Genomic DNA, 21,376 nt, shown 5'->3' on the forward strand with positions numbered 1-21,376 from the left:
TCACGGGCGTAGCGCAAGGGCCGGGCCAACCGCCGGGTCCGCGTCCGCCCGGTGGACTGACAGTTCGGTAATTCGGACGGCGGTTGTCAGGTATCGCTGACAACCTCGCGGGTATGACACAACCGCTCGTAGGAAAGATCGCGCTCGTCGCCGGTGCCACGCGAGGCGCCGGACGGCAGATCGCCGTGCAACTCGGGGCGGCCGGCGCCACCGTGTACGCCACCGGCCGCAGCACCCGGGCGGGCCGCTCGGAGATGGACCGGCCGGAGACCATCGAGGAGACCGCCGAGCTGGTCACCGAGGCCGGAGGCACCGGGATCGCCGTCCAGGTCGACCACCTGGTGCCCGAGCAGGTCCGCGACCTCGTCGCCCGGATCGACGACGAGCAGGGCCGACTCGACGTGCTGGTCAACGACATCTGGGGTGGGGACCCACTGGTCACCTGGGAGAAGCCGGTCTGGGAGCAGCCGTTGGACGCCGGCTTCCGAACCCTTCGACTGGCCATCGACACCCACATCGTCACCAGCCACTTCGCCCTGCCGCTGCTGATCCGCACGCCCGGCGGCCTGGTCGTGGAAATGGGCGACGGCACCAAGGCGTACAACGACGACAACTACCGGCTGTCGCTCTTCTACGACCTGGCGAAGGTGTCGGTCAACCGGCTCGCCTTCATCCAGGCGCACGAGCTGAAGCCGCACGGCTGCACGGCCGTCGCGCTCACCCCGGGTTGGATCCGTTCCGAGGCGATGCTGGAGCACTTCGGCGTGACCGAGGACAACTGGCGCGACGGCGCCGCGACCGACCCGAACTTCCTCATCTCGGAGACCCCGGCGTTCGTCGGCCGCGCGGTGGCCGCGCTCGCCGCCGACGAGGACCGGGCCCGCTGGAACGGCCAGTCCGTCGACGCCGGCACGCTGTCCAAGGTGTACGGGTTCACCGACCTCGACGGCAGCCAACCCGAGGGCTTCCGCTACATCACCGAGGTGGTCGACGCGGGCAGACCGTCGGACGTCACCGGCTACCGGTAGAGGGCCTGGAAACGTCCGGCTGCGTCGGCGAACAGCCGACGGAGCGCGGGCGGGTCGAGGACCTCCACCTCGGGGCCGAGCCCCAGCAGTTGGTGGTACGCCACCTCGACGGACTCGACGGGCAGCCGGGCCACCACCCAACCCTGCCCGTCGGGTTCGCCGGCGGCGGCCACCACCTCGTCGTACACGAAGGGGGCATCGACCAGGTGCCGGAGCCGGCGCAGACCCGCCGGGCTGAGCCGGACGGTGGCCTCGGCCCGCAGGATGGTCCGCAGGAACGACCCGGCCTGCTCGCGCCAGTGCCCGGCCAGGTCGAAGCCCTCGTCCCGGTCGAAGCCCTCCTCGCCCACCTCGACCCCGGTGACCCGGTCCACCCGGTAGGTGCGGGTGTCGTCGCCGACCCGGCCGACCAGATACCAGGCCCCACTCTTGAGCACCAGTCCGTACGGCTGGACCCGGCGGGTCACCTCCCGGTCGCCGCGCCGGTAGCGCAACTCCACCACCCGGTCCTGCCAGACCGCGCGGGCCAGCTCGGTCAACCACGGCGGCGGGGTCGTCTCCCGGAACCAGCCCGGCACGTCCAGGTGGAACCGCTGCCCAGCGCGGGCGGGGGCGTCCCGCAGGGCCGGTGGCAGGGCGGCGAGCACCTTCAACTCGGCGGCCGCGACCGCGTCGGCGAGCCCCATGTCACCCGCCGGTCCGGGCAGCCCGGAAAGGAAGAGCGCCTCCGCCTCGTCCCGGGTCAGCCCGGTCAGTCTGGTGCGGTAACCGCCGAGCAGCCGGTATCCGCCGTCCCGGCCCCGGTCGGCGTAGACCGGCACCCCGGCGGCCGAGAGCGCCAGCACGTCCCGGTAGACGGTCCGCTCGGAGACCTCCAGCTCCCGCGCCAGCTCGCCCGCCGTCATCGAGCCGCGGGCCTGCAACAGCAGCAGCAGTGAGATCAGTCGGGAGGCGCGCACCAACCCATCCTGCCTCGTACCGCTCGCCGCCCGGCGGATTCGATCACCGGTCGATAGGCTGCTCGATCGTGGACGCCAGCAGAATCACCAGCCCGGTGACCGGGGCCGTGGGCCGCTTCCTCTCCGGGGCGGGGCTGCTCCTGCGAGGGTTCGGTCTCTATGTCCGCAGCCCGGGGTTGATGCTGCTCGGCATCGTGCCGGCGCTGATCTCCGGTGCCCTCTTCGTGGGTGCGTTCGCCACCCTGGTGTACTTCGTGGACGACCTCGCCGCGCTGGTCACCCCGTTCGCCGACGACTGGTCGAAGACCGGCCGCAGCCTGGTCCGGGTGGTCGCCGGGCTGGCCTTCCTGGGGCTCGGCGTCCTGCTCGCGGTGGTCAGCTTCACCGCCGTCACCCTGGTCATCGGGGACCCGTTCTACGAGAAGATCTCCGAGCAGGTCGAGCAGCGGTACGGCGGCACGCCCGGCGCGGTGGACGTGCCCTTCTGGTCGTCGTTGCGCCGCAGTTCCGCCGACTCGGTACGCCTGGTGGCGCTCGCGGCGCTGGTCGGGATCCCGCTCTTCCTCGCCGGCTTCATCCCGGTGGTCGGTCAGACGGTCGTCCCGGTCATCGGGGCGGCTGTCGGCGGCTGGTTCCTCGCCGTGGAGCTGGTCGGGGCACCGTTCTACCGGCGTGGGATGCGGATGCCGCAGCGCCGGACGATCCTGAAGGCCGACCGGCCCACAGCGCTCGGCTTCGGGGTGGCGGTCTTCCTCTGCTTCCTCATTCCGCTCGGCGCGGTACTGATCATGCCGGCTGCGGTCGCCGGTGCCACCCTGCTGGCCCGCCGCTCGCTCGGTCAGCCGATCGAGGAGAGCTGACATGGAGATCACCCTGGTCGAGGGCGACATCACCACCCAGCAGGTGGACGCCATCGTGAACGCCGCGAACTCGTCCCTGCTCGGTGGCGGTGGGGTCGACGGGGCCATCCACCGGCGCGGCGGGCCGGCCATCCTCGCGGAGTGCCGGGCGCTGCGGGCATCCCACTACGGCCGAGGGCTGCCGACCGGGCAGGCGGTGGCGACCACTGCCGGTGAGTTGCCGGCCCGTTGGGTGATCCACACCGTCGGGCCGGTCTGGTCGGCCAGCGAGGACCGGTCGGCGCTGCTGCGCGACTGCTACGCCAACAGCCTGCGGGTGGCCGACGAACTGGGCGCGTCAACAGTGGCGTATCCGCTGATCTCCGCCGGGATCTACGGCTGGCCGATCGACGACGCGGTCCGCCAGGCCCTCACCGTGCTGCGCTCGGCCACCCCGACCGCCGTCAGCGAGGCCCGCCTGGTGCTGTTCGGGTCGGATACCTACGCCACGGCACGGCACGTCCTCGACGCCGGCTGATCGGGTAAGGGCTGTCCATGATCATGTGATGGGAAGTAGTTGTCTGGAGGTGTTCTGAACCACTTGTCAACACATGATCTTCGAGTAGATGCGGGTGCGGCTACGCCGGGCGGGCGTCGACCGCTCAACGGCCCTTTGAGGATGACTGCTGATCAGGTCAGGTCGGCCAGGCAGGTCCACTGGGAGGCCTCCGGGCGATAGCCCAGCCGGGTGTTGATCGCCAGCATCGGCCCGTTCGCCTCGTCGTTCGAGGTGTACGCGATCCGAACCCCGTCGGCGGCGGCCTGGTGCAACGCCGCCGTCTTGGCCAGTCGGGCCAGCCCCCGCCCCCGGTACGCGGGGATGCTGCCGGTGAAGTCCGACCACATCCGGTCCCCGTCCCGCTTCACCAGACTGAAGGCCACGATCCTGCCGTCGACCTCGACCGCAGTGCTGGACGCCTTGTCCAGACCGAGGTTGTCCCAGACGTCGTACTGCCAACTCTCGTAGCTGATCGTGTCGACCGGCACATCGCTCGGCTCGTCGGCCGCCGACGCCACGTCCGCCTCGTACAGCAGTCGCGGGTCCAGGTCGGCGATCGGAAGCATCCGTACGCCCGGAGGCAACTCGGGCAGCGCCGGAGCCGTGCTCAGGTCGAGCGCTGAGTAGCGCACCTCGCGGCTCGGCTCGTACCCGTGCCGGCGGGCGAACGGCAGCGCGTCCGGCAGGGCCGTGGCGCGGACCCGGCGGATGCCCAGCGGACGGAGATGATCGGTGGCGGCGGTCAGCAGGGCCGTGCCGACGCCTCGTCGCCGGTGCTCCGGATGTACGTGCAGTGTCGAGATGTCGCCGAAGTCCGGGGTGGACGTCCAGCTGGCGCACTGCGCCGACACCCACCCGACCACCTGGGCGTCGACCTCGGCCACGAAGGCCGCCCAGCCCTCCTCGGGTGGTGGCTCGGCGAGCATCTTGCGGGTCGACTCGACCCCGCGCACCAGGTAGGGGTGGACGACCGCCCGCAGGGCCACCACGGCTGGCGCGTCGTCCGGCTGCGCCACACGGATCCGCATGTCAGGCCCCCGTCCGTACGGCCGCGACGGCCTCGACCTCGGCGAGCTGGTCGGTGTAGCCGAGCACGGCCACCCCCAGCAGGGTGCTGGGCGGATCGTGGTCGCCGAAGAAGTCCCGGACCACCTGCCCGGCGGTCACCAGGTCCTTCTGCTGCGACGACGCCACGTAGACGGTGGTCTTGACGACGTCGGTGAGGGCGGGGACGTGATGCAGCGCGACAGGATCCGGCATGCCGGCGAGGCTAGCGACGATCTCCGCCACGAGCGACGCATTAACCCGGTCAGGCGGAGGCTCGGCGGATCAACTCGGTGGGGAGCATGACCCGCTGCTCGATGGTCTCGCCGGCGGCCAGCCGGAGCAGTTGGCGGGTCATGGCGCGGCCGAGTTCCACGATCGGCTGCCGGACGGTGGTCAGCGGCGGCTCCGTGTACGCGGCGGTCTCGATGTCGTCGAAGCCGATCACCGCCACGTCCTCCGGCACCCGCCGGCCGGCCTCGCGCAGCGTGCGCAGGGCGGCGTGTGCCATCAGGTCGGAGGCGGCGAAGACGCCGTCCAGGTCGGGGTGCTCGGTGAGCAGGCGCCGCATCGCCGCCGCCCCGGACTCCCGGGTGAAGTCGCCGACGGCGATCAGCTCGGGCAACCCGGCGTCGGCGACGGTGCTGCGGTAGCCGCTGAGCCGTTCGATGCCGGCGACCATGTCCTGCGGCCCGGCGATGGTGGCGATGCGTCGGCGACCACTGTCGATGAGGTGTCGGACGGCTGCGGTCACTCCGGCCACGTGGTCGACGTCGACGTACGGCACCGGCACGTCGCCGAGCGGCCGACCGCTGACCACCACCGGGATGCCGAGGCGGGCCAGCGTGCCGGGCAGCGGGTCGGCGCCGTGCAGCGAGGCGAACAGCACCCCGTCGACGTGCCGGCCGGTCGTGTAGCGCTCGACCCGTTGATGCCCGGCGGGCGAGCCGGCGAGCATCAGCACCAGTTGCTTGTCGGCCGCCTCCAACTCCTGGCTGACGCCCCTGATGATGCCGGGGAACACCTGGTCGTCGGAGAAGACCCGGGTGGCGGCCTCCGGCATGACCAGGGCGATCGAGTCGGTGCGTTGGGTGACCAGGCTGCGGGCGGCGAGGTTGGGCACGTACCCCAACTCGGCGACGGCCCGGGTGACCGCCTCCCGGATCGGCTCGGCGACCGTGGTGGAGCCGTTGACCACCCGGGACACGGTGGCGCGGGACACCCCGGCCCGCGCCGCCACCGCCTCGAGCGTCGGCCGCTGCGCCGTCGTCATCGCGCCTTCCCCCCGCTCGTCACAGCCCGTTCCGGGAGATCACCTCCTGGTACCACCGGGCGCTGGCCTTCGGTGTGCGCCGCTGGGTCAGGTAGTCGACGTGCACGATCCCGAACCGCTTGCGGTAACCCTCCGCCCACTCGAAGTTGTCCAGTAATGACCATACGAGATAACCGCGCAGGTCTACGCCCCGGGAGATCGCCTCGTGCGCCGCGCGCAGGTGCCCGTCGAGGTAGGCGATGCGATCGGTGTCGATCACCTGGGCCGCTCCGTCGGGCGAGTCGACGCCGGGCTTGTCGGGGAACGCCCCGCCGTTCTCGGTGATCAGCAGCGGCACGCCGGGGTAGTCGGTGGCGATCCGCTCCAGCAGCCGGGTCAGCCCGGCCGGCTCGATCATCCAACCCATGTCGGTCAGTGGCCCGGTCGGCGGCACGAAGTGCACGGTGCCCTCGGTGCCCGGGTACGCGCTGTTGCCGGCGCCGTCGGGTCGACCTGCCACGTAACCCGGCGCGTAGTAGTTGATGCCGAGCAGGTCGATCGGGGCGGCGATCAGCTTCTCGTCACCGTCGCGGATGAAGGTCGGCTCGACGATCCGCGCCACATGCTCGCGGACGTCGTCCGGGTAGCCGCCGGCCAGCAGCGGGTCGAGGAAGATCCGGTTGTGCAGGCCGTCGACCAGGCGGACCGCGGCGGCGTCCACCGCGCTCTCCGGGTCGGCCGGGCGTACATCAGCGGGGTTGAGGGTGATGCCCACGGTGCGCGCGCCGGCCGCCCGCAGCGCCCGCGCCGCGAGGCCGTGCCCCAGCAGCAGATGGTGTACGGCGCTGAAGGCCGCCCCCGGGTCCTGCTCGCCGGGGGCGTGTATGCCGTTGGCGTAACCGAGGTAGGCCGAGCACCACGGCTCGTTGAGGGTGGTCCACGTGTCGATCCGGTCGCCGAGCCGGGCGTACACGGCCGTGGCGTACGTGGCGAAGTGCTCGGCGGTGTCCCGGTTGGTCCAGCCGCCCCGGTCGCCCAGGGACTGGGGCAGGTCCCAGTGGTACAGGGTGACGATCGGGTCGATTCCCCGATCGAGCAGCGCGTCGGTGAGCCGGTCGTAGAAGTCCAGGCCCCGCGGGTTGGCCGGGCCGGTGCCGTCCGGTTGGATCCGGGGCCAGGCGACCGAGAAGCGGTACGCCCGCAGGCCCAGCTCGGACATCAGCGCCACGTCGTCGGCGTACCGGTGGTAGTGGTCGCAGGCGACGTCGCCGGTGTGGCCCTGGTACACCTTTCCCGGCGTACGGCTGAAGGTGTCCCAGATGGACGGTCCGCGACCGTCGTCGCGGGCCGCGCCCTCGATCTGGTACGCGGCGGTGGCCGCGCCCCAGAGGAAATTGTCGGGAAAACGGAGTTCGTTGACGCCACCGCTTTGCTCGCTCACGCCTTGACCGCACCTTCCATGATCCCGCCGATGATCTGCCGGCCGAACAACACGAACACCAATAGCAGGGGCAACGTCGCGATGGCTGTCCCGGTGAACACCTGCGACATGTCCTGGTAGTACCCGTCCGACAGTGCCCGCAGGGAGAGTTGCACCGTTGGATTCGCCGGATCGTTCAGCACAGCGTACGGCCACAGGAAGTCGTTCCAGGTGGTCATGAACGTGAGCAGGCCGAGGACGGCGGCGGCGGGACGCAGCGCGGGCAGGACGACGTGCCACCAGATCCGGGCGGTGCCGCAGCCGTCCATCCGGGCGGCCTCGATCAGCTCGTCGCTGACCGCCTGGCCGGCGTACTGCCGCATCATGAACACCCCGAAGCCGGTGACCAGCGCCGGCACGATGACCGCGGGGAGTCGGTCGTTCCACTCCAGCTTGGTCATCAGCAGGTACAGCGTGATCACGCCGAGCTGGGTCGGCACCATCATGGTCGCGATGATGACCAGCAGCAGCGCGTTACGCCCCCCGAACCGCAGTTTGGCGAAGGCGAACCCGGCCAGGCTGGAGAACAGGACCACGGAGATGGTGACAGTGGTGGCCACGATCGTCGAGTTGATCAGGCCGGTCAGGAAGTACGCGTCGGTGTTGTCGAACAGTCGGGCGATGTTGGCCCCGAGATTCCCGCCGGGTGTCATCGGCGGTGGCAGTTGCCCCATCGCGTCGCTGGACCGGCTGGCGACCACGAACATCCACCAGATCGGAAAGACCGACAGGCCGCCGGCGACGATCAGGGCCAGGTAGGTGAGCGGGCTGGCCCGCCAGAGCCGGCTCATCGGGCCGCTCCCTTCCGGGTTCCGGGGCCCGAGTCGCCGCCGAGACGGCGGAGAACCAGGACGTTGACCGCCGCGACGATCGCGATGAGCGCGAAGAGCAGCCAGGCCACGGCCGAGCCGTACCCGAAGTTGTAGTGCGGCGCGAAGGCGTTCTCGAACATGTACATGGTCAGCGTCTGCGACTCGCGCATCGGCCCACCCCGGATCGGGTTGGTGCCGGAGTGGAACAGGCGCGGTTCGGTGAAGAGCTGCAATCCGCCGATGGTGGCGATGATGGCGCAGAAGATGATCGTCGGCTTGAGCAGTGGCACGGTGATGGACCAGAACTGCCGGGCCCGGTTCGCGCCGTCGATGGACGCCGACTCGTACAGGTCGCGGGGGATGGCCTGCATGGCGGCCAGCAGGATCAGCGCGTTGTACCCGGTCCACCGCCAGTCGACCATGGCGGAGATGGCCACCCAGGAGGCGAACCGGTTGGACTTCCAGCCGATGGCGTCCACCCCGACCATGTCGAGCAACCAGTTGACCATGCCGAAGTCGCGGCCGAAGATCACCCCGAACACGATCGCCACCGCGGCGGTGGACGTGACATTGGGGACGAGCACTGCCATCCGCCAGGCGGTACGCGCCCGCAGGCCCCGGTTGAGCAGGTTGGCCAGCCAGAGAGCGGCGAGCAACTGCGGCACCGTCGAGATGACGAAGATCCCGAGCGTGTTGACCAGCGCGTGCCAGAAGTCGACGTCGGCCAGCAGCCGGGTGTAGTTCTCCATCCCGACGAACGGGTGGTCGCTGCCCAGCAGGTCCCAGTCGTGCAGTGAGACCCAGAAGGTGTACGCCAGCGGGTAGGCCCCGAAGACGGCGAAGAGCAGGAAGAACGGGGCGATGTAGAGGTACGGCGAGAGCCGGGTGTCGAGTCGGCTGAGGCGACCCGTCGAAGGTTTCGGTGCCGGTGCGACCGGCGGACGGGCGTCGAGCTGGACGGTCATGCCCGGGAACTCCTTTCCGCCGTGCGGGCGGGACTCCGGTCGCCGGAGCCCGCCCGCACGCTGGGTTGGGCTACTTGGCGGCGGCCTTCTTCGCGTTGGTCACCGCGTCGGCCCAGCCCTGCCCCGGGTCGCGCTGGCCCAGTTCCACGGTCCGCACGGCGTTCTCCACCTCGGTGCGGACGGCCTGGTTCTTCGGGCCCATGTAGACCGGCTTGAGGCTCTTCGCGCCGGTGCCGAAGATGGTGCCGACCGGCGCCCCGGAGAAGTACGCGTTGGTCGCGCCGGCGATCGCCGGGTCGTCCAGCGCCTGCGGCGAGGAGGGCAGCGGACCCTTCGCCTTGAACGCCCCGATCTGACCCTTGGCGCTGGTCAGGAACTTCGCCAGCTCGATCGCCTCGGCCTGGTGCTTGCTCTGCTTGGGCACGGCGAGGTGTGAGCCACCCCAGTTGCCGCCGCTACCGGGCACCCGGGCGATGTCCCACTTGCCCTGGGCGGCCGGGCCGGCGTTGCCCTCGATCACCCCGGTCATCCAGGCGGGGCAGGCGATGGTGGCGAACTTCGACTGCTTGAACGCGGAGACCCACTCCTCGGACCACGAGCCGTACCTGCCGGAGAGGCCCGAGTCGACGATGTCCATCGTGGTGTCCCACGCCTGCCGTACCGCCGGGTTGCTGTCGACGACGAGGTTGCCGCTGGTGTCGTAGTAGCTGTAGCCGGTGGTGTTGCCGGCGGTCTGGAGCAGGATGGTGTTGAAGGTGTTGGTGGCCCCGTCGAGGAAGGACGGGCCGGTCTTGGCCGCGACGAACTTCTCGCCGGTGGCGATGTAGTCCTGCCAGGTCGGCCAGAGCTGGGAGACGGCGTCCCGCTCGGTGGGCAGGCCGGCCTTGGAGAAGAGGTCCTTGCGGTAGCACATGGCGATGCCGCCGACATCGGTGCCGAGGCCGATGAGTTGCTTGCCGTCGGCGGTGAGCCCGGCGTTCCACTTCCACTCGAGGAAGTTGCCCTTGAGGTCGGCGGCGCCGTGGTCGAGCAGGTTGACGAAGTTGCCGGGGTTCGCCTTGTACTCGACCAGCAGGCCCTCCTCGATGGCCACGACGTCACCGGCGCCCCGGCCGGCGGCGAGCCACTGGGTCAGCTTCGGCGAGTACTCGTCGAGGTTGGTGCCGGTGCCGCGCTCGACGATCTTCACGTCGGGGTTAGCGGCCATGTAGTCCTGGTAGAGCTGCTCGTAGCCGAACTGGCCGAAGACGTCGACGGTGAGGGTGACCGGACCGTCCCCGCCCTCTTCGCCGCCGCCGCAGCCGGCGGTGACGAGCAGGGCGGTGGTCGCGGCGAGGGCCACCGCGGCGAGGCGGCGGCGCGGGAAGACAGCCATGGGTTTCGACCTCTCTCAAGGTGGTCGGTGATGATCGATAGGCAAGAGAGCGCTCTCACGACAGGGTGGTGGGCACTCAACCCGGTGTCAAGAGAGCGCTCTCTTTGATATCCCGACGTGACCCACGACGGACGCGAGGGCGTCACCCGTCGACGGGTGACGCCCTCGCGGAGCGGTAGAGCCGGTCAGCCGGTACGCAGACCGTTCAGCAGGTTGGGATCGCCGGCCACGTCCAGCGTCTCGAAGCTCACCCGGCCCCACAGAGCCAGCAACAGGTCGCTGGCGGTGCCGCTGACCTGCGCGCGGGCATGGTGGTCGTCGTGGTCGAAGATGGTCGCCGTGTCGAGCAGCGCCACCCCCTCGCCGCGGAGCCGCAGATACCAGTCCTGGGCCGCGTCGGTCGCGGAGAGCTGCACCACGCCGTGCCAGTCACCCGGCACCTGCCGCCGGCCGGCCGGCAGCCAGGTGTCCAGCACCTCGCTCACCCCGTCGGCCGCGAGCTTCGCCTCGACCGGGTCACCCGCACCGATCGCGAGCTGAGCGTCCCACCGGTGCACGGCGGTCTCGTGCGCCATCCGACGCGGCCAGAACCCGGCCTTCTTCGGCTGCGGCGCCCAGTTCCAGGCCGGCGCCTCCGGGTCCAGGCCGTCGAACACGGCCAGCAGCCGGTCGTACCCCTGCTGCCAGAGCTGGAGAGGGCTCACGCCCGGCTCCGCCTCAAGGGGGACCCGGCGGGCCGGCTGGGTGGCCGAGCCGGAGCCGACGAACGACGAAACCCAGTGGTAGATGCCGGCGAGGTGCAGTGTGACGTCGTTGACCGTCCAGCCCGGACAGGACAGCACCGGTGTCTCCGGCGGCGCCTCGGCGACCGCCGCCGCGAAGGCCGGACCCTCCGCCCGGAGCGCTCCGATCCAAAAATCCTTGCCGCCCTGCACTCTGCTCATCGCCATCCTCCCGGGGGTGCCGGGCGACCAGTGGGTGCCACGGCTATCAGTCAGCCTAAGGTGAAGGGCGTGCCAGACGCCTCCGCCCAGCCGACAACCGCAGCCGATCGTGCCATGCCCGGTCCACTGGCCGGCTACACGACCCTAGGGACGGGTGGGACGCCCGCGCGGATCGTGGCCGCCGGCAGCGCCGACGAGATCATCCAGGCGGTCCGGGCCGCGGACGAGCCGGTCCTGATCCTGGCCGGTGGCAGCAACGTGGTGATCGGCGACGCCGGCTTCCCCGGCACCGTCGTCCTGGTGCGCTCCCGTGGCTTCCGTGTCGTCGCGGAGGACGCCGGTTCGGTCACCGTACGCGTCGACGCCGGCGAACCGTGGGACGACCTGGTGGCCGCCACCGTCGCCAACGGCTGGGCCGGTCTGGAGTGCCTCTCCGGCATCCCCGGCTCGACCGGCGCCACCCCGATCCAGAACGTCGGCGCGTACGGCCAGGAGGTCGCCGAGACGATCACCGGCGTCGAGGTGTACGACCGGGTCGACGGCACCCGCCGGATCATCCCCGCCGCCGAATGCGGGTTCGCCTACCGGGGCAGCATCTTCAAGTACGCGGACCGCTGGGTGGTGCTCTCCGTCGACTTCCAGCTCACCCGGTCTCCGCTCTCCGGGCCGGTGCGCTACGCCGAACTCGCCAGGGCCCTCGGTGTCGAGGTCGGCGACCAGGTGCCGCTGGCGGACGCCCGAGCGGCGGTGCTGCGGCTGCGGGCCGGCAAGGGCATGGTGCTCGACGCCACCGACCCGGACACTCGTTCGGTCGGCTCGTTCTTCACCAATCCGGTGCTCGACGGTGCGACGTACGAGCTGCTCCGGGAGCGCACCGCCGACCTGGGCGACCCGCCCGCCTGGCCCGGGGTCGACGGCATGGTCAAGGTCAGCGCCGCCTGGCTGATCGACAAGGCCGGCTTCACCAAGGGGCACCCCGGGCCGGGTGGCACGGCCATCTCCAGCAAGCACACCCTCGCCCTCACCAACCGCAGCGGCACCGCCCACACCGCCGACCTGCTGGCCCTGGCCCGCGACATCCGCGACGAGGTCCACGCCCGCTTCGGCGTGACCCTCCACCCCGAGCCCGTCCTCATCAACTGCACCCTCTAACCCACCCCACCCCACCCCACCCCACGCGCCCTCACGACCCCCCCTCGGCCGGTCGATCATGGAGTTGTGGTGGGGACAAACAGTGCTGCCGGGGTGAAAACGGCCACCACTACTCCATGATCGACCGGGACGGGCTGGGGGTTACTGACGCCCAGGGGAGGGTTATCTCGCCCTGACGCCAGCGGGTGGGGCTGTTCAGGATCGGCCAGCCGGTCTCGCGGAGGCGGCCCACCGCTCTCAGCCACCGTTGGCGGGGGCCGAAGGTGGCGTACGGAGCGGCGGCCTGCCAGGCGTCGTCCAGGGCGCGGATCAGGTCGTGCACCGGTTCACCGGGCACGTTGCGGTGGATCAACGCCTTCGGTAGCCGCTCGGCCAGCTCCGCCGGGCTGCCCAGCGTGGTGAGCTTCGCGGCGAGGGTCAGCGTCCGAGGGCCGTCGGAGTCGATCAGCAGCCAACTGGCGAGCCGGCCCAACTCGTCACAGGTGCCCTCCACGAGCGCGCCACCCGGGGCGAGCGCACTGGTCATCGTCTGCCAGGCGTGCTGCACCTCGCTCTCGTCGTACTGCCGCAGCACGTTGAACGCGCGGACCAGCACGGGCCGGAGCCCGGCCAGCTCGAACCCACCCCGGGCGAACGTGAGGCCGGGTGGGTCGGCGGCCGGGGCCGCCGCGGCCACCCGGGCCGGGTCGATCTCCAATCCGACCAGTCGGACGTCCGGACGGATCCCGGCCGCCAGCCGGGCGCGCAGCTCCACGGCGGTCACCGGCGTGGCACCGTAGCCCAGGTCGACCACCAGCGGATCGGGCGCCGCCCGCAGTCGATCGGCGCAGGTGGCGACGATCCAGTTGTCCACCCGACGCAGCCGGTTCGGGTTGGTCGTGCCCCGGGTGACCACGCCCAGGGGGCGGCGTCGTGGAGCCCCGCTCATGCGACCCGGTCCCGAGTCAGGAGACCCGGTGCACCTTGTGCTGGGCGGCCTGCGCCCGCGGCCGGACCACCAGCCGGTCGATGTTCACGTGCTCCGGGCGGGTCGCGCACCAGGCGATGCAGTCGGCGACGTCCTCGGCGACCAGCGGCCCCGGCACCCCGGCGTAGACGGCCGCGGCCCGCTCCGCGTCGCCCTCGAAGCGCACCAACCCGAACTCTTCGGTCTTCACCATGCCCGGGTCGATCTCGATCACCCGCAGCGGCCGGCCGCACAACTCCAGGCGGAGCGTGCCGGCGATGGCGGTCTGCGCGTGCTTCGCCGCCGTGTAGCCACCCCCGCCCTCGTAGACGGTCAGGCCGGCGGTGGAGGAGACCACCACGATGGTGCCCGAGCCGGACGCCTCCAGCGCCGGCAGCAGCGCCTGGGTGACCCGCAGGGTGCCGAGCACGTTGACGTCGTACATCCACTGCCAGTCGGCGACCGAGCCGGACTCCACCGGGTCCAGTCCGCGCGCCCCGCCGGCGTTGTTGACCAGCAGGGTGACCGGTCCGGGTGCCTGGGCGGCGGCCTCGGCCAGCCCGGCCACCGACTCGTCGGAGGTGACGTCGCAGGTCACGGCGGTGGCCTGCCCGCCGGAGGCGGTGATCTCGGCGACGAGGTCGGCGAGCCGATCGGCTCGCCGGGCGGCGGCGAGCACGTGGAAGCCCTCGGCGGCGAGCCGGCGGGCGGTGGCCGCGCCGATTCCGCTGGACGCTCCGGTGACGATGGCGACAGAGGTCATCCCCGCATTGTCCCCCCGGCCACACGGCCCGCCCCGACCGGGCGTGGGGCAGCCATCGACGGCGTCCGGTGATGAGGTCCGTCACGCGCGGAGGCCGCGCTGGGGAATTTCCGATGCCCGATGGGGAAGATGACACCCGGCGTACAGGTTGACCGAGAAGCGCCGGTCGTGCGGGGCGGCATCAACCGTGAAAAAGGAGCGGATGTGGCGGAAATGCACACCGGTGTCGGACGGCAACGAGGTGCCCGACCGTGGCCCCGGCCCCGCCGCATCGCCACCCTCTCGGTGCACACCTCCCCGCTGCACCAGCCCGGCACGGGCGACGCCGGTGGAATGAACGTCTACATCCTCGAAGTCGCCCGGCGGCTCGCCGAGGCCAACGTCGAGGTCGAGATCTTCACCCGGGCCACCTCCGGTGACCTTCCCCCGGTGGTCGAGATGGCACCCGGCGTGCAGGTCCGGCACATCACCTCCGGCCCCCTGGAGGGCCTCACCAAGGAGGAGCTACCCGGGCAGCTCTGCGCCTTCACCGCCGGGGTGCTGCGCGCCGAGGCGTCGCGCCCACCCGGGCACTACGACCTGATCCACTCCCACTACTGGCTGTCCGGCCAGGTCGGCTGGCTGGCCAAGGAGCGGTGGGGGGTGCCGCTGGTGCACACCGCGCACACCCTCGCGAAGGTCAAGAACGCCCAGCTCGCGGCCGGTGACCGGCCGGAGCCGAAGGCCCGCGTCATCGGCGAGGAGCAGGTCGTCGCCGAGGCCGACCGGCTGGTCGCCAACACCCGGGTCGAGGCCAGCGACCTCCTCGCCCGCTACGACGCCGACCCGACCCGGGTGTCCGTCGTGCAACCGGGAGTCGACCTGGACCGGTTCCGGCCCGCGCCGGGCGACCGGTCCGTGGCTGCCCGCCAGGCCCGCCGCCGGCTGGGGCTTCCCGCCGACGGGTACGTTGTCGCCTTCGTCGGTCGGATCCAGCCGCTCAAGGCCCCCGACGTGTTGATCCGCGCGGTCGCCGCCCTGCGGGAGCGTGACCCGGCACTCGCCGACCAGGTGACAGTGGTGATCTGCGGCGGGCCCAGCGGAAGTGGGCTGGACCGGCCGACCGCGCTGATCGAGCTGGCCGCCACGCTCGGGGTCGCCGACGGGGTGCGGTTCCTGCCACCGCTCACCGGTGACGACCTGCCGGCGCTGTACCGGGCGGCCGACCTGGTCGCGGTGCCGTCGCACAACGAATCGTTCGGGCTGGTCGCCCTGGAGGCGCAGGCCTGCGGTACGCCGGTGCTGGCCGCCGCCGTCGGAGGACTGGTCACCGCCGTGCGGGACCAGGTCAGCGGCGTACTCATCGACGGCCACGACCCGGTCGACTGGGCCCGTGCGCTGGGCCACCTGCTGCCGGACCGGGCCCGCCGGGCGACACTGGCCCACGGCGCCGCGCAGCACGCCCGCCACTTCTCCTGGGACCGCACCGTCACCGGTCTACTCGGTGTGTACGGCGAGGCCATCGCCGGGCACCGCGCTCGGCTCGCGGCTGACCTGGCGTGTGATCCCGCGCTCTCCTGCTCCTGGTGACCCCGGGTGCCGGTCGCCGACAGGTGCGTCGGCCAGGTCGGTCGTAGAGTGGGTCCGGTGAGCCCGAAGAGCGATCTTGCGACCCTGATCGAGTCGGTCTGCGCCGAGCGGGACCTCGCCTGGGAGTCGACCGGCCCCGACTCGTACGCGGTGACCCTGCCGGGCACCCACAAGCTCAAGACGATCTGCAACCTGATCGTCGGCGAGCACGCGCTGCGGATCGAGGCGTTCGTGATGCGCCAGCCCGACGAGCGGCGCGAGGAGTTGTGGGCCTGGCTGTTGCAGCGCAACGCGCGGATGTACGGCGTCTCTTTCTCCACCGACGCCGTCGGCGACGTCTACCTGACCGGGCGGGTCAACCCGGCCGGGGTGGACGCCGACGAGTTGGACCGGCTGCTCGGGTCGGTGCTCACGTACGCCGACGAGTCGTTCGACACGATGCTGGAGATCGGCTTCGGCAGCTCGATCCGGCGCGAGTACGAGTGGCGGGTCAAGCGCGGCGAGTCGACGGCCAACCTGGCCGCGTTCGCCCACCTCTTCGAGCCCTCCGGCGCCGGCCCCGACCCGGCCTGACGGCCCGCCCACCGACCCCCGGTGCCGCGCACCCTGGTTCGGACCGCTCCTGACGGGTATGCCGCACCGCGCGGTGCGGCAAGGGACCCCCGCGCGCCGAGGACGGAGTTCAAGGAGCGGAGCGTCCCATGGCTCAGCGGAACAGCTCAGGTCGCGGCGCGACTGCGACCAGGACCAAACGGCAGGCCGGCAACCAGACGCCGGGCACCCCGGGGGTCTCCGAGTCGGAGATCTCCCGGATGCGGGTGGAGGACATCCGCGGGCAGCTACGCAAACGCGGGGTCTCCGGGATCTCCGCGCTGCGCAAGCCCGAGTTGGTGAAACAGTTGGTCCGCTCGCTGCGGTCCGGTGCCTCTGGTGCGGCCCGGCGCAGCACCGGACCGGCTGGCCGGGCCACCGGCACCAGGGCGTCGGCCGGTCGGGCCGCCGCGACGAAGAAGTCGGCGTCGAGGGCGGCACCGAGTCGCGCGAAGGCCGCACTGGCGAACAAGAGTGCACCCGCCAAGCGGGCCGCCGCGAAGAAGACGACGGCCGCGAAGAAGACGACGGCCGCGAAGAAGACGACGGCCGCGAAGAAGACGACGGCCGCGAAGAAGACGACGGCCGCGAAGAAGACGACGTCCGCCCGGAAGGCGGCCTCCGCGCGGAAGGTGGCGGCCAAGAAGGCACCGGCCAAGAAGGCGTCGGCGCGGCCGGCGGCGAAGCGTGCGGCGCCTGCCAAGCGCACCGCGCCTCCGGCGGCCGGCGGGATCCGGACCGGGCGGGGAACCGGGCGGTCGGTCCGAAGCTCGCAGGTGATCTCGTCGACGATGGATCGGCCCGAGCGGCCCGGACGGAGTTTGATCACCGCGAATCACGAGGTGATTCAGCGGTGGGCCCGGGCTCGGGGTGCCAAGCCGGCGACCATCGCCGGCACCGAGCGGGACGGCCGGGCGGGTGTGTTGACCTTCAACATCCCCGGATACCGGGAAAGTAGCCGAATCCGGGAAATCACCTGGGATGAGTGGTTCTACACCTTCGACCTGCGCCGGTTGAACCTGATTTACCAGGAACAGTTGCGGGACGGTCGGCCGAGCAACTTCTTCCGGACCGAGTCACCCGATCGGGAAGACGGATGAGGTGTTTGCGGGAATGGCTGGCGGGTACGCGGCTGTTGCCAAAGACCGAGGCCGGAGCAGCGGATACTCGTCAGTTGTGACCGGCGAGACAGCCGTTCTGGGTTGAATCCAGAATCCGGGCGAACTAGCTTTATTGCGCCGCGTCACGCTTGGAAACGTTCGGGGGAGCGGCGGATCGATCAGATCCGTGCACCAGGCGAGACGCGAGGGGACGGGTGGATTAGCCGTTGGGGGACGGTGACCACCTGTTTGGACCGGCGGCGTGAGCGGGCGATGCTTACGGGGGTGAGTGTTGCCCGCCGCCGCCGGCCCCACCGGCGGGTGCCCACCACAACCTTCGGGTGGTGGTGGGCGCTTTGCGTTATTGCGACAGTTACGACGCCGATATCCGGTCTACGGGTGTGGGCGGCTCCGCGGCTTTCTGCAGTGCGGCGACGTGCCGTTCCCGGGGCGGCCCGGCCAGCAGGTGCCCGAGTGCGGCCAGCAGGCCCAGCCCACCCACGATCAGCCAGTGGTGGTCGCCGAGGTGTTGGAGGCTCACCCCGCCGAGGGTGGGGGCGACGAATGCCGCGGCCGGGAACGTCAGGTAGAAGACCGACTGGTAGCGCGCCCGTAGCTCAGGCGGTGCCAGGTCGGCGTTGATCTGCGCGTTGGGCGGTGCGGCGATCATCGAGCCGACCGTCCAGACCACCGCGGCGCCGAGGTAGACGGCCAGCTCGTCGGCGACGGCGAGCACCCCGAAGCCGAGCGCCAGCAGCGCGGTGGAGGTGGCCAGCACGACGTCCTTGCGGTGCCGGTCGATCAGCCGGGGTACGAACAGCTGCCCGATCACGATCAGTGCGCCGCCGAGCGCGACCACCAGCCCGTACGCCGATGGGCCCAGACCGTCCGCGCGCATGGCCAGCGGCATGATCGTCGACGTCTGCATGGTGAGTACGGCCAGGACGAAGGTGAGCCCGACGAAGACCAGGAAGGTGCGGTCGGTGAGGGCGGTGTGCAGTCCGGGCCGGCGGGTCCGGAGGGACCTCGCTGCCGGACGGGCGGTGGGTTCCTGGTCGGTTGGCGACGTGGCCAGGTGCAGGGTCTCCGGCACCTTCCAGCCGATGACGACGGCAGCGGTCAGCGTGGCGGCGGCGTCGACCAGGAACAGGGCGGTGAAGCTCGCCTCGGCCAGCACCCCGGCGAGCAGCGAGGCGACAGCCATGCCCAGGTTGAACGCCCAGAACTGGAGGTTGAACGCGCGCGAGCGACGTTCGGCGGGCACCACGTCGACGATCGCCGCGACGAAGGCCGGACCGGGCATCGAGTGGACCACGCCGACCAGCGCGGCGAGCACCGCGATGAGGAGGAGGGACTGGCTGAAGGCGAGCGCCACCATGAGTGCGGCGGTTGTCAGGTGCGCGGCGAGCAGCGTCGCCCGTCGGCCCCACCGGTCGGCCAGCACCCCGCCGAGCAGCACGCCCGCCGCGCCGCCGGCCCCGTACAGGCCGACGACGGTGCCGGCGAGCCCGACGCTCGCTTCGCGTACGTCGGTGAGGTAGAGCGAGAGGAACAGCATGGCGAAGGCGCCGGCCCGGTTGATCAGCAGGCCGACCCAGAGGTACCAGAAGGTGGCGGGGAGCCCGCCCGCGGTGTCGTGCCACCAGCGCCGCACGGCGTGCAACCGTCCTCCCGACAGTTCGGTTTCTTAACCGTTTCCTCTGCACGGTAGAAAACTCGAGCCGCGTCGCGCCAGTCCAGGTCTGATCTCTGGGCAAGTCGTCAGGCGACGGCCTCGGCCGGCTGGGCTGCCCGGTCGACCGTGACCGGCGTCAACGCCTCGCCGGAGCGACGCAGCTCGGTGGCACGCCGCTCCCGGGCCGGACCGGACACCAGGTGGGCCACCGCGGTCAGGGCGCCCAGCGCGGCGCAGCCGTACCAGAGCGCGTCGTTGCCCGCATGCTCGCGCACCAGGCCGCCGAGGATCGGCGCGCTGGCTCCGGCGATCTGCCAGGAGAGGGAGAACACGCCCTGGTAGCGACCGCGTAGCTCGGCCGGGGACAGCTCGGCGATCAGCGTGGAGTTGGACGGCGAGTTCAGCATCTCGCCGACCGTCCAGATCAGCACCGTCAGCCCGTAGAACCAGGCGGTGCCGGCGAACGCCGTCAGCCCGAACCCGACGCCCATCACCACGGACGCCAGGGCCAGCACGTGTGAGCGGCTCCGACCCCGGATCAGTCGGGGTACGAAGAGCTGGCCGACCACGATGAGGATGCCGTTGAGCGCGATGACCGAGCCGTAGGTGGCGGGGCTCAGGCCGTCGTCGCCCATGGCGATCGGCAGCATCGAGATGTGCTGGAGGAAGACCAGCGCGGCGAACAGGTTGAGTGCCACGAAGCCGAGGTAGACCCGGTCGGTGAGGATCGTGCGCAGGGCCCCGCGCGAAACCTTCGCGGCGGTGGCGGTGGACGCGCCGGACTGCCGGGTCTCCGGCACCTTGACGAAGATGATCAGCGCGGTGACCAGCATGGTGCCGGCGTCGACCACGAACAGCAGCAGGTAGTCCGCCTGCGCGGCGAGACCGGCGAGGATGGCGGCGCAGGCGAAGCCCAGGTTGAGGGCCCAGTAGTTGAGCGAGAACGCGCGCAGCCGGTCCTTCGCCGGCACCACGTCGATCATCATCGCGCCGAACGCGGGCCGGGCCGCCTCGGCGAACATGCCGAGCAACAGGGCGCCCAGCGCCACGGCCCAGAGGTCCCGGGCCAGCCCGAGCGCGAGCATCATGGCGGCGGCGCCAACGTGTGCGGTGAGCAGCGTCGGTCGCCGACCCCACCGGTCGGCGAGGGTGCCACCCGCTGTGGTGCCGAACGCCCCGCCGACGCCCCACAGGCCGATCACGACACCGGCCTGGGAGGCGGAGAAGCCGCGTTCCTGGGTCAGGTAGATGGCGAGGAACACGAGGACGAACGAGCCGAGTCGGTTGATCAGGGTCCCTGACCACAGGTACCAGAAGCTGGTCGGTAGGCCGCCGGTGGTGTCCCGGAACCAACTCCGCATCGTCCGCATATGAAGCCCCGTTTGTATGTAATGACCGATGTGACTGTCGTGCCTTACAACCCTAGTGGCGGGCGGAGTCGCTGGTCATCCGCATTTTCACGTGGTGGTCGTCACGACGGGTGCCCGCGTGTCCACCCGGCGGTTGAGGCAGGATGATCCGCATGACTGCGAGCGAAGGGCCCACCGTCGGGACGCTGGTCCTGCTGCGACACGGTGAGAGCGACTGGAATGCCAAGAACCTCTTCACCGGCTGGGTGGACGTCGACCTGACCGAGAAGGGCGAGGGCGAGGCGAGGCGTGGCGGCGAGCTGCTGCGCGAGCACAGCCTGCTGCCGGACGTCGTACACACCAGCGTGATGCGCCGGGCGATCCGCACCGCCGAGCTGGCGCTCAACGCCGCCGACCGGCACTGGATCGCCGTGCGCCGGTCGTGGCGGCTCAATGAGCGGCACTACGGCGCCCTGCAGGGCAAGAACAAGAAGCAGACCCTCGACGAGTACGGCGAGGAGCAGTTCATGCTCTGGCGCCGGTCGTACGACACGCCGCCGCCGCCGATCGACGACAACGACGAGTGGTCGCAGGTGGGCGACCCGCGCTACGCGCTGCTGCCGACCGAGCTGATGCCCCGGACGGAGTGCCTCAAGGACGTCGTCGACCGGATGCTGCCCTACTGGTACGACTCGATCGTGCCGGACATCCTGGCCGGCCGTACGGTGCTGGTGGCCGCGCACGGCAACTCGCTGCGTGCTCTGGTCAAGCACCTCGACCAGATCTCCGACGAGGCGATCGCCAAGCTGAACATTCCGACGGGCATCCCGCTGCGCTACGACCTCGACCCGCAGCTGCGTCCGCTCAGCCTCGGCGGCACGTACCTCGACCCGACGGCGGCGAAGGAAGCCGCCGCCGCGGTCGCCAACCAGGGCCGCTGACCAAGAAGAAGGGCCCCCGCGCCGCGGGGGCCC

General features: G+C 71.1%; 20 protein-coding genes and 1 pseudogene. 8 read left to right on the plus strand and 13 right to left on the minus strand.

Features of this window, described 5'->3' with window-relative positions; genetic code table 11:
• Positions 1–113 precede the first annotated feature (113 nt).
• Positions 114–1,028, plus strand: coding sequence for an SDR family oxidoreductase (locus GA0070612_RS08585; protein WP_088987429.1), 915 nt, complete (start codon positions 114–116; stop codon positions 1,026–1,028).
• Here the strand turns inward: GA0070612_RS08585 and GA0070612_RS08590 are convergent.
• Complete coding sequence (locus GA0070612_RS08590; protein WP_088987430.1) at positions 1,019–1,987, minus strand: helix-turn-helix transcriptional regulator; 969 nt, start codon at positions 1,985–1,987, stop codon at positions 1,019–1,021. The genes GA0070612_RS08585 and GA0070612_RS08590 overlap by 10 nt on opposite strands.
• 68 nt (positions 1,988–2,055) lie before the next feature.
• On the opposite strand from GA0070612_RS08590, the gene GA0070612_RS08595 reads away from it, so the two are divergent.
• Positions 2,056–2,847: an EI24 domain-containing protein gene (locus GA0070612_RS08595; protein WP_088987431.1), complete on the plus strand. Its 792-nt coding sequence runs from the start codon at positions 2,056–2,058 to the stop codon at positions 2,845–2,847.
• 1 nt (position 2,848) lies between these two features.
• Positions 2,849–3,364, plus strand: a complete 516-nt coding sequence (locus tag GA0070612_RS08600; RefSeq protein ID WP_088987432.1) for an O-acetyl-ADP-ribose deacetylase — start codon at positions 2,849–2,851, stop codon at positions 3,362–3,364.
• A 152-nt stretch (positions 3,365–3,516) separates the two neighbouring features.
• Here GA0070612_RS08600 and GA0070612_RS08605 read toward each other — a convergent pair whose 3' ends face one another.
• From GA0070612_RS08605 to GA0070612_RS08640, 8 genes and pseudogenes are all read right to left on the minus strand, one after another.
• Complete coding sequence (locus tag GA0070612_RS08605; RefSeq protein ID WP_088987433.1) at positions 3,517–4,413, minus strand: GNAT family N-acetyltransferase; 897 nt, start codon at positions 4,411–4,413, stop codon at positions 3,517–3,519.
• A 1-nt stretch (position 4,414) separates the two neighbouring features.
• A pseudogene (locus GA0070612_RS08610) lies at positions 4,415–4,609 on the minus strand (RidA family protein); the annotation flags it as partial.
• A gap of 85 nt (positions 4,610–4,694) precedes the next feature.
• Entirely contained in the window at positions 4,695–5,702 is a 1,008-nt protein-coding gene (locus GA0070612_RS08615) for a LacI family DNA-binding transcriptional regulator (RefSeq protein WP_088987434.1), read from the minus strand.
• Positions 5,703–5,721: 19 nt separating this feature from the next.
• Positions 5,722–7,122, minus strand: a complete 1,401-nt coding sequence (locus GA0070612_RS08620; RefSeq protein WP_088987435.1) for a GH1 family beta-glucosidase — start codon at positions 7,120–7,122, stop codon at positions 5,722–5,724.
• Complete coding sequence (locus GA0070612_RS08625; RefSeq protein ID WP_088987436.1) at positions 7,119–7,952, minus strand: carbohydrate ABC transporter permease; 834 nt, start codon at positions 7,950–7,952, stop codon at positions 7,119–7,121. Before GA0070612_RS08625 ends, GA0070612_RS08620 begins: the two co-directional genes overlap by 4 nt.
• Positions 7,949–8,938, minus strand: a complete 990-nt coding sequence (locus GA0070612_RS08630) for a carbohydrate ABC transporter permease (protein WP_088987437.1) — start codon at positions 8,936–8,938, stop codon at positions 7,949–7,951. The genes GA0070612_RS08625 and GA0070612_RS08630 overlap by 4 nt, the downstream gene beginning before the upstream one ends.
• A gap of 70 nt (positions 8,939–9,008) precedes the next feature.
• Positions 9,009–10,313 carry an ABC transporter substrate-binding protein gene (locus tag GA0070612_RS08635; protein WP_088987438.1) on the minus strand — a complete coding sequence of 435 codons (1,305 nt, stop codon included), beginning with the start codon at positions 10,311–10,313 and terminating at the stop codon, positions 9,009–9,011.
• A gap of 185 nt (positions 10,314–10,498) precedes the next feature.
• Positions 10,499–11,257, minus strand: a complete 759-nt coding sequence (locus GA0070612_RS08640) for a maleylpyruvate isomerase family mycothiol-dependent enzyme (RefSeq protein ID WP_088987439.1) — start codon at positions 11,255–11,257, stop codon at positions 10,499–10,501.
• Between the two features lie 114 nt (positions 11,258–11,371).
• Here GA0070612_RS08640 and GA0070612_RS08645 point away from each other — a divergent pair, with 114 nt between their 5' ends.
• On the plus strand, positions 11,372–12,409 hold the full coding sequence (locus tag GA0070612_RS08645; protein ID WP_231924608.1) for a UDP-N-acetylmuramate dehydrogenase: 1,038 nt from the start codon (positions 11,372–11,374) through the stop codon (positions 12,407–12,409).
• Positions 12,410–12,518: 109 nt separating this feature from the next.
• On the opposite strand, the gene GA0070612_RS08650 is transcribed toward GA0070612_RS08645, so the two are convergent.
• Entirely contained in the window at positions 12,519–13,337 is an 819-nt protein-coding gene (locus tag GA0070612_RS08650; RefSeq protein WP_088987441.1) for an SAM-dependent methyltransferase, read from the minus strand.
• 16 nt (positions 13,338–13,353) lie between these two features.
• Entirely contained in the window at positions 13,354–14,118 is a 765-nt protein-coding gene (locus tag GA0070612_RS08655; RefSeq protein ID WP_088987442.1) for an SDR family oxidoreductase, read from the minus strand.
• Positions 14,119–14,322: 204 nt separating this feature from the next.
• Here GA0070612_RS08655 and mshA point away from each other — a divergent pair, with 204 nt between their 5' ends.
• The 3 genes from mshA to GA0070612_RS08670 all read left to right on the plus strand — a co-directional run bounded on the left by mshA (position 14,323) and on the right by GA0070612_RS08670 (position 17,378).
• Positions 14,323–15,687, plus strand: coding sequence for a D-inositol-3-phosphate glycosyltransferase (mshA, locus tag GA0070612_RS08660; RefSeq protein WP_088987443.1), 1,365 nt, complete (start codon positions 14,323–14,325; stop codon positions 15,685–15,687).
• A 57-nt stretch (positions 15,688–15,744) separates the two neighbouring features.
• Positions 15,745–16,260, plus strand: a complete 516-nt coding sequence (locus GA0070612_RS08665) for a type III secretion system chaperone family protein (RefSeq protein WP_088991363.1) — start codon at positions 15,745–15,747, stop codon at positions 16,258–16,260.
• 239 nt (positions 16,261–16,499) lie between these two features.
• On the plus strand, positions 16,500–17,378 hold the full coding sequence (locus GA0070612_RS08670; RefSeq protein WP_231924609.1) for a hypothetical protein: 879 nt from the start codon (positions 16,500–16,502) through the stop codon (positions 17,376–17,378).
• A 373-nt stretch (positions 17,379–17,751) separates the two neighbouring features.
• On the opposite strand, the gene GA0070612_RS08675 is transcribed toward GA0070612_RS08670, so the two are convergent.
• On the minus strand, positions 17,752–19,041 hold the full coding sequence (locus tag GA0070612_RS08675) for an MFS transporter (protein WP_088987445.1): 1,290 nt from the start codon (positions 19,039–19,041) through the stop codon (positions 17,752–17,754).
• Positions 19,042–19,139: 98 nt separating this feature from the next.
• Positions 19,140–20,423, minus strand: coding sequence for an MDR family MFS transporter (locus GA0070612_RS08680; RefSeq protein WP_088987446.1), 1,284 nt, complete (start codon positions 20,421–20,423; stop codon positions 19,140–19,142).
• Positions 20,424–20,575: 152 nt separating this feature from the next.
• Between GA0070612_RS08680 and GA0070612_RS08685 the strand changes: the two genes are divergently transcribed.
• Positions 20,576–21,343: a phosphoglyceromutase gene (locus GA0070612_RS08685; protein WP_088987447.1), complete on the plus strand. Its 768-nt coding sequence runs from the start codon at positions 20,576–20,578 to the stop codon at positions 21,341–21,343.
• Positions 21,344–21,376 lie beyond the last annotated feature (33 nt).

It is taken from the genome of Micromonospora chokoriensis (assembly GCF_900091505.1).
GTDB lineage: Bacteria > Actinomycetota > Actinomycetes > Mycobacteriales > Micromonosporaceae > Micromonospora > Micromonospora chokoriensis.

Coding starts and splice junctions, on each gene's coding strand:
- GA0070612_RS08585 (WP_088987429.1), top strand. CDS start 114: ATGACACAACCGCTCGTAGGAAAGATCGCGCTCGTCGCCGGTGCCACG.
- GA0070612_RS08600 (WP_088987432.1), top strand. CDS start 2,849: ATGGAGATCACCCTGGTCGAGGGCGACATCACCACCCAGCAGGTGGAC.
- GA0070612_RS08605 (WP_088987433.1), bottom strand. CDS start 4,413: ATGCGGATCCGTGTGGCGCAGCCGGACGACGCGCCAGCCGTGGTGGCC.
- GA0070612_RS08615 (WP_088987434.1), bottom strand. CDS start 5,702: ATGACGACGGCGCAGCGGCCGACGCTCGAGGCGGTGGCGGCGCGGGCC.
- GA0070612_RS08625 (WP_088987436.1), bottom strand. CDS start 7,952: ATGAGCCGGCTCTGGCGGGCCAGCCCGCTCACCTACCTGGCCCTGATC.
- GA0070612_RS08630 (WP_088987437.1), bottom strand. CDS start 8,938: ATGACCGTCCAGCTCGACGCCCGTCCGCCGGTCGCACCGGCACCGAAA.
- GA0070612_RS08635 (WP_088987438.1), bottom strand. CDS start 10,313: ATGGCTGTCTTCCCGCGCCGCCGCCTCGCCGCGGTGGCCCTCGCCGCG.
- GA0070612_RS08640 (WP_088987439.1), bottom strand. CDS start 11,257: ATGAGCAGAGTGCAGGGCGGCAAGGATTTTTGGATCGGAGCGCTCCGG.
- GA0070612_RS08645 (WP_231924608.1), top strand. CDS start 11,372: ATGCCCGGTCCACTGGCCGGCTACACGACCCTAGGGACGGGTGGGACG.
- GA0070612_RS08650 (WP_088987441.1), bottom strand. CDS start 13,337: ATGAGCGGGGCTCCACGACGCCGCCCCCTGGGCGTGGTCACCCGGGGC.
- GA0070612_RS08655 (WP_088987442.1), bottom strand. CDS start 14,118: ATGACCTCTGTCGCCATCGTCACCGGAGCGTCCAGCGGAATCGGCGCG.
- GA0070612_RS08670 (WP_231924609.1), top strand. CDS start 16,500: ATGCGGGTGGAGGACATCCGCGGGCAGCTACGCAAACGCGGGGTCTCC.
- GA0070612_RS08680 (WP_088987446.1), bottom strand. CDS start 20,423: ATGCGGACGATGCGGAGTTGGTTCCGGGACACCACCGGCGGCCTACCG.
- GA0070612_RS08685 (WP_088987447.1), top strand. CDS start 20,576: ATGACTGCGAGCGAAGGGCCCACCGTCGGGACGCTGGTCCTGCTGCGA.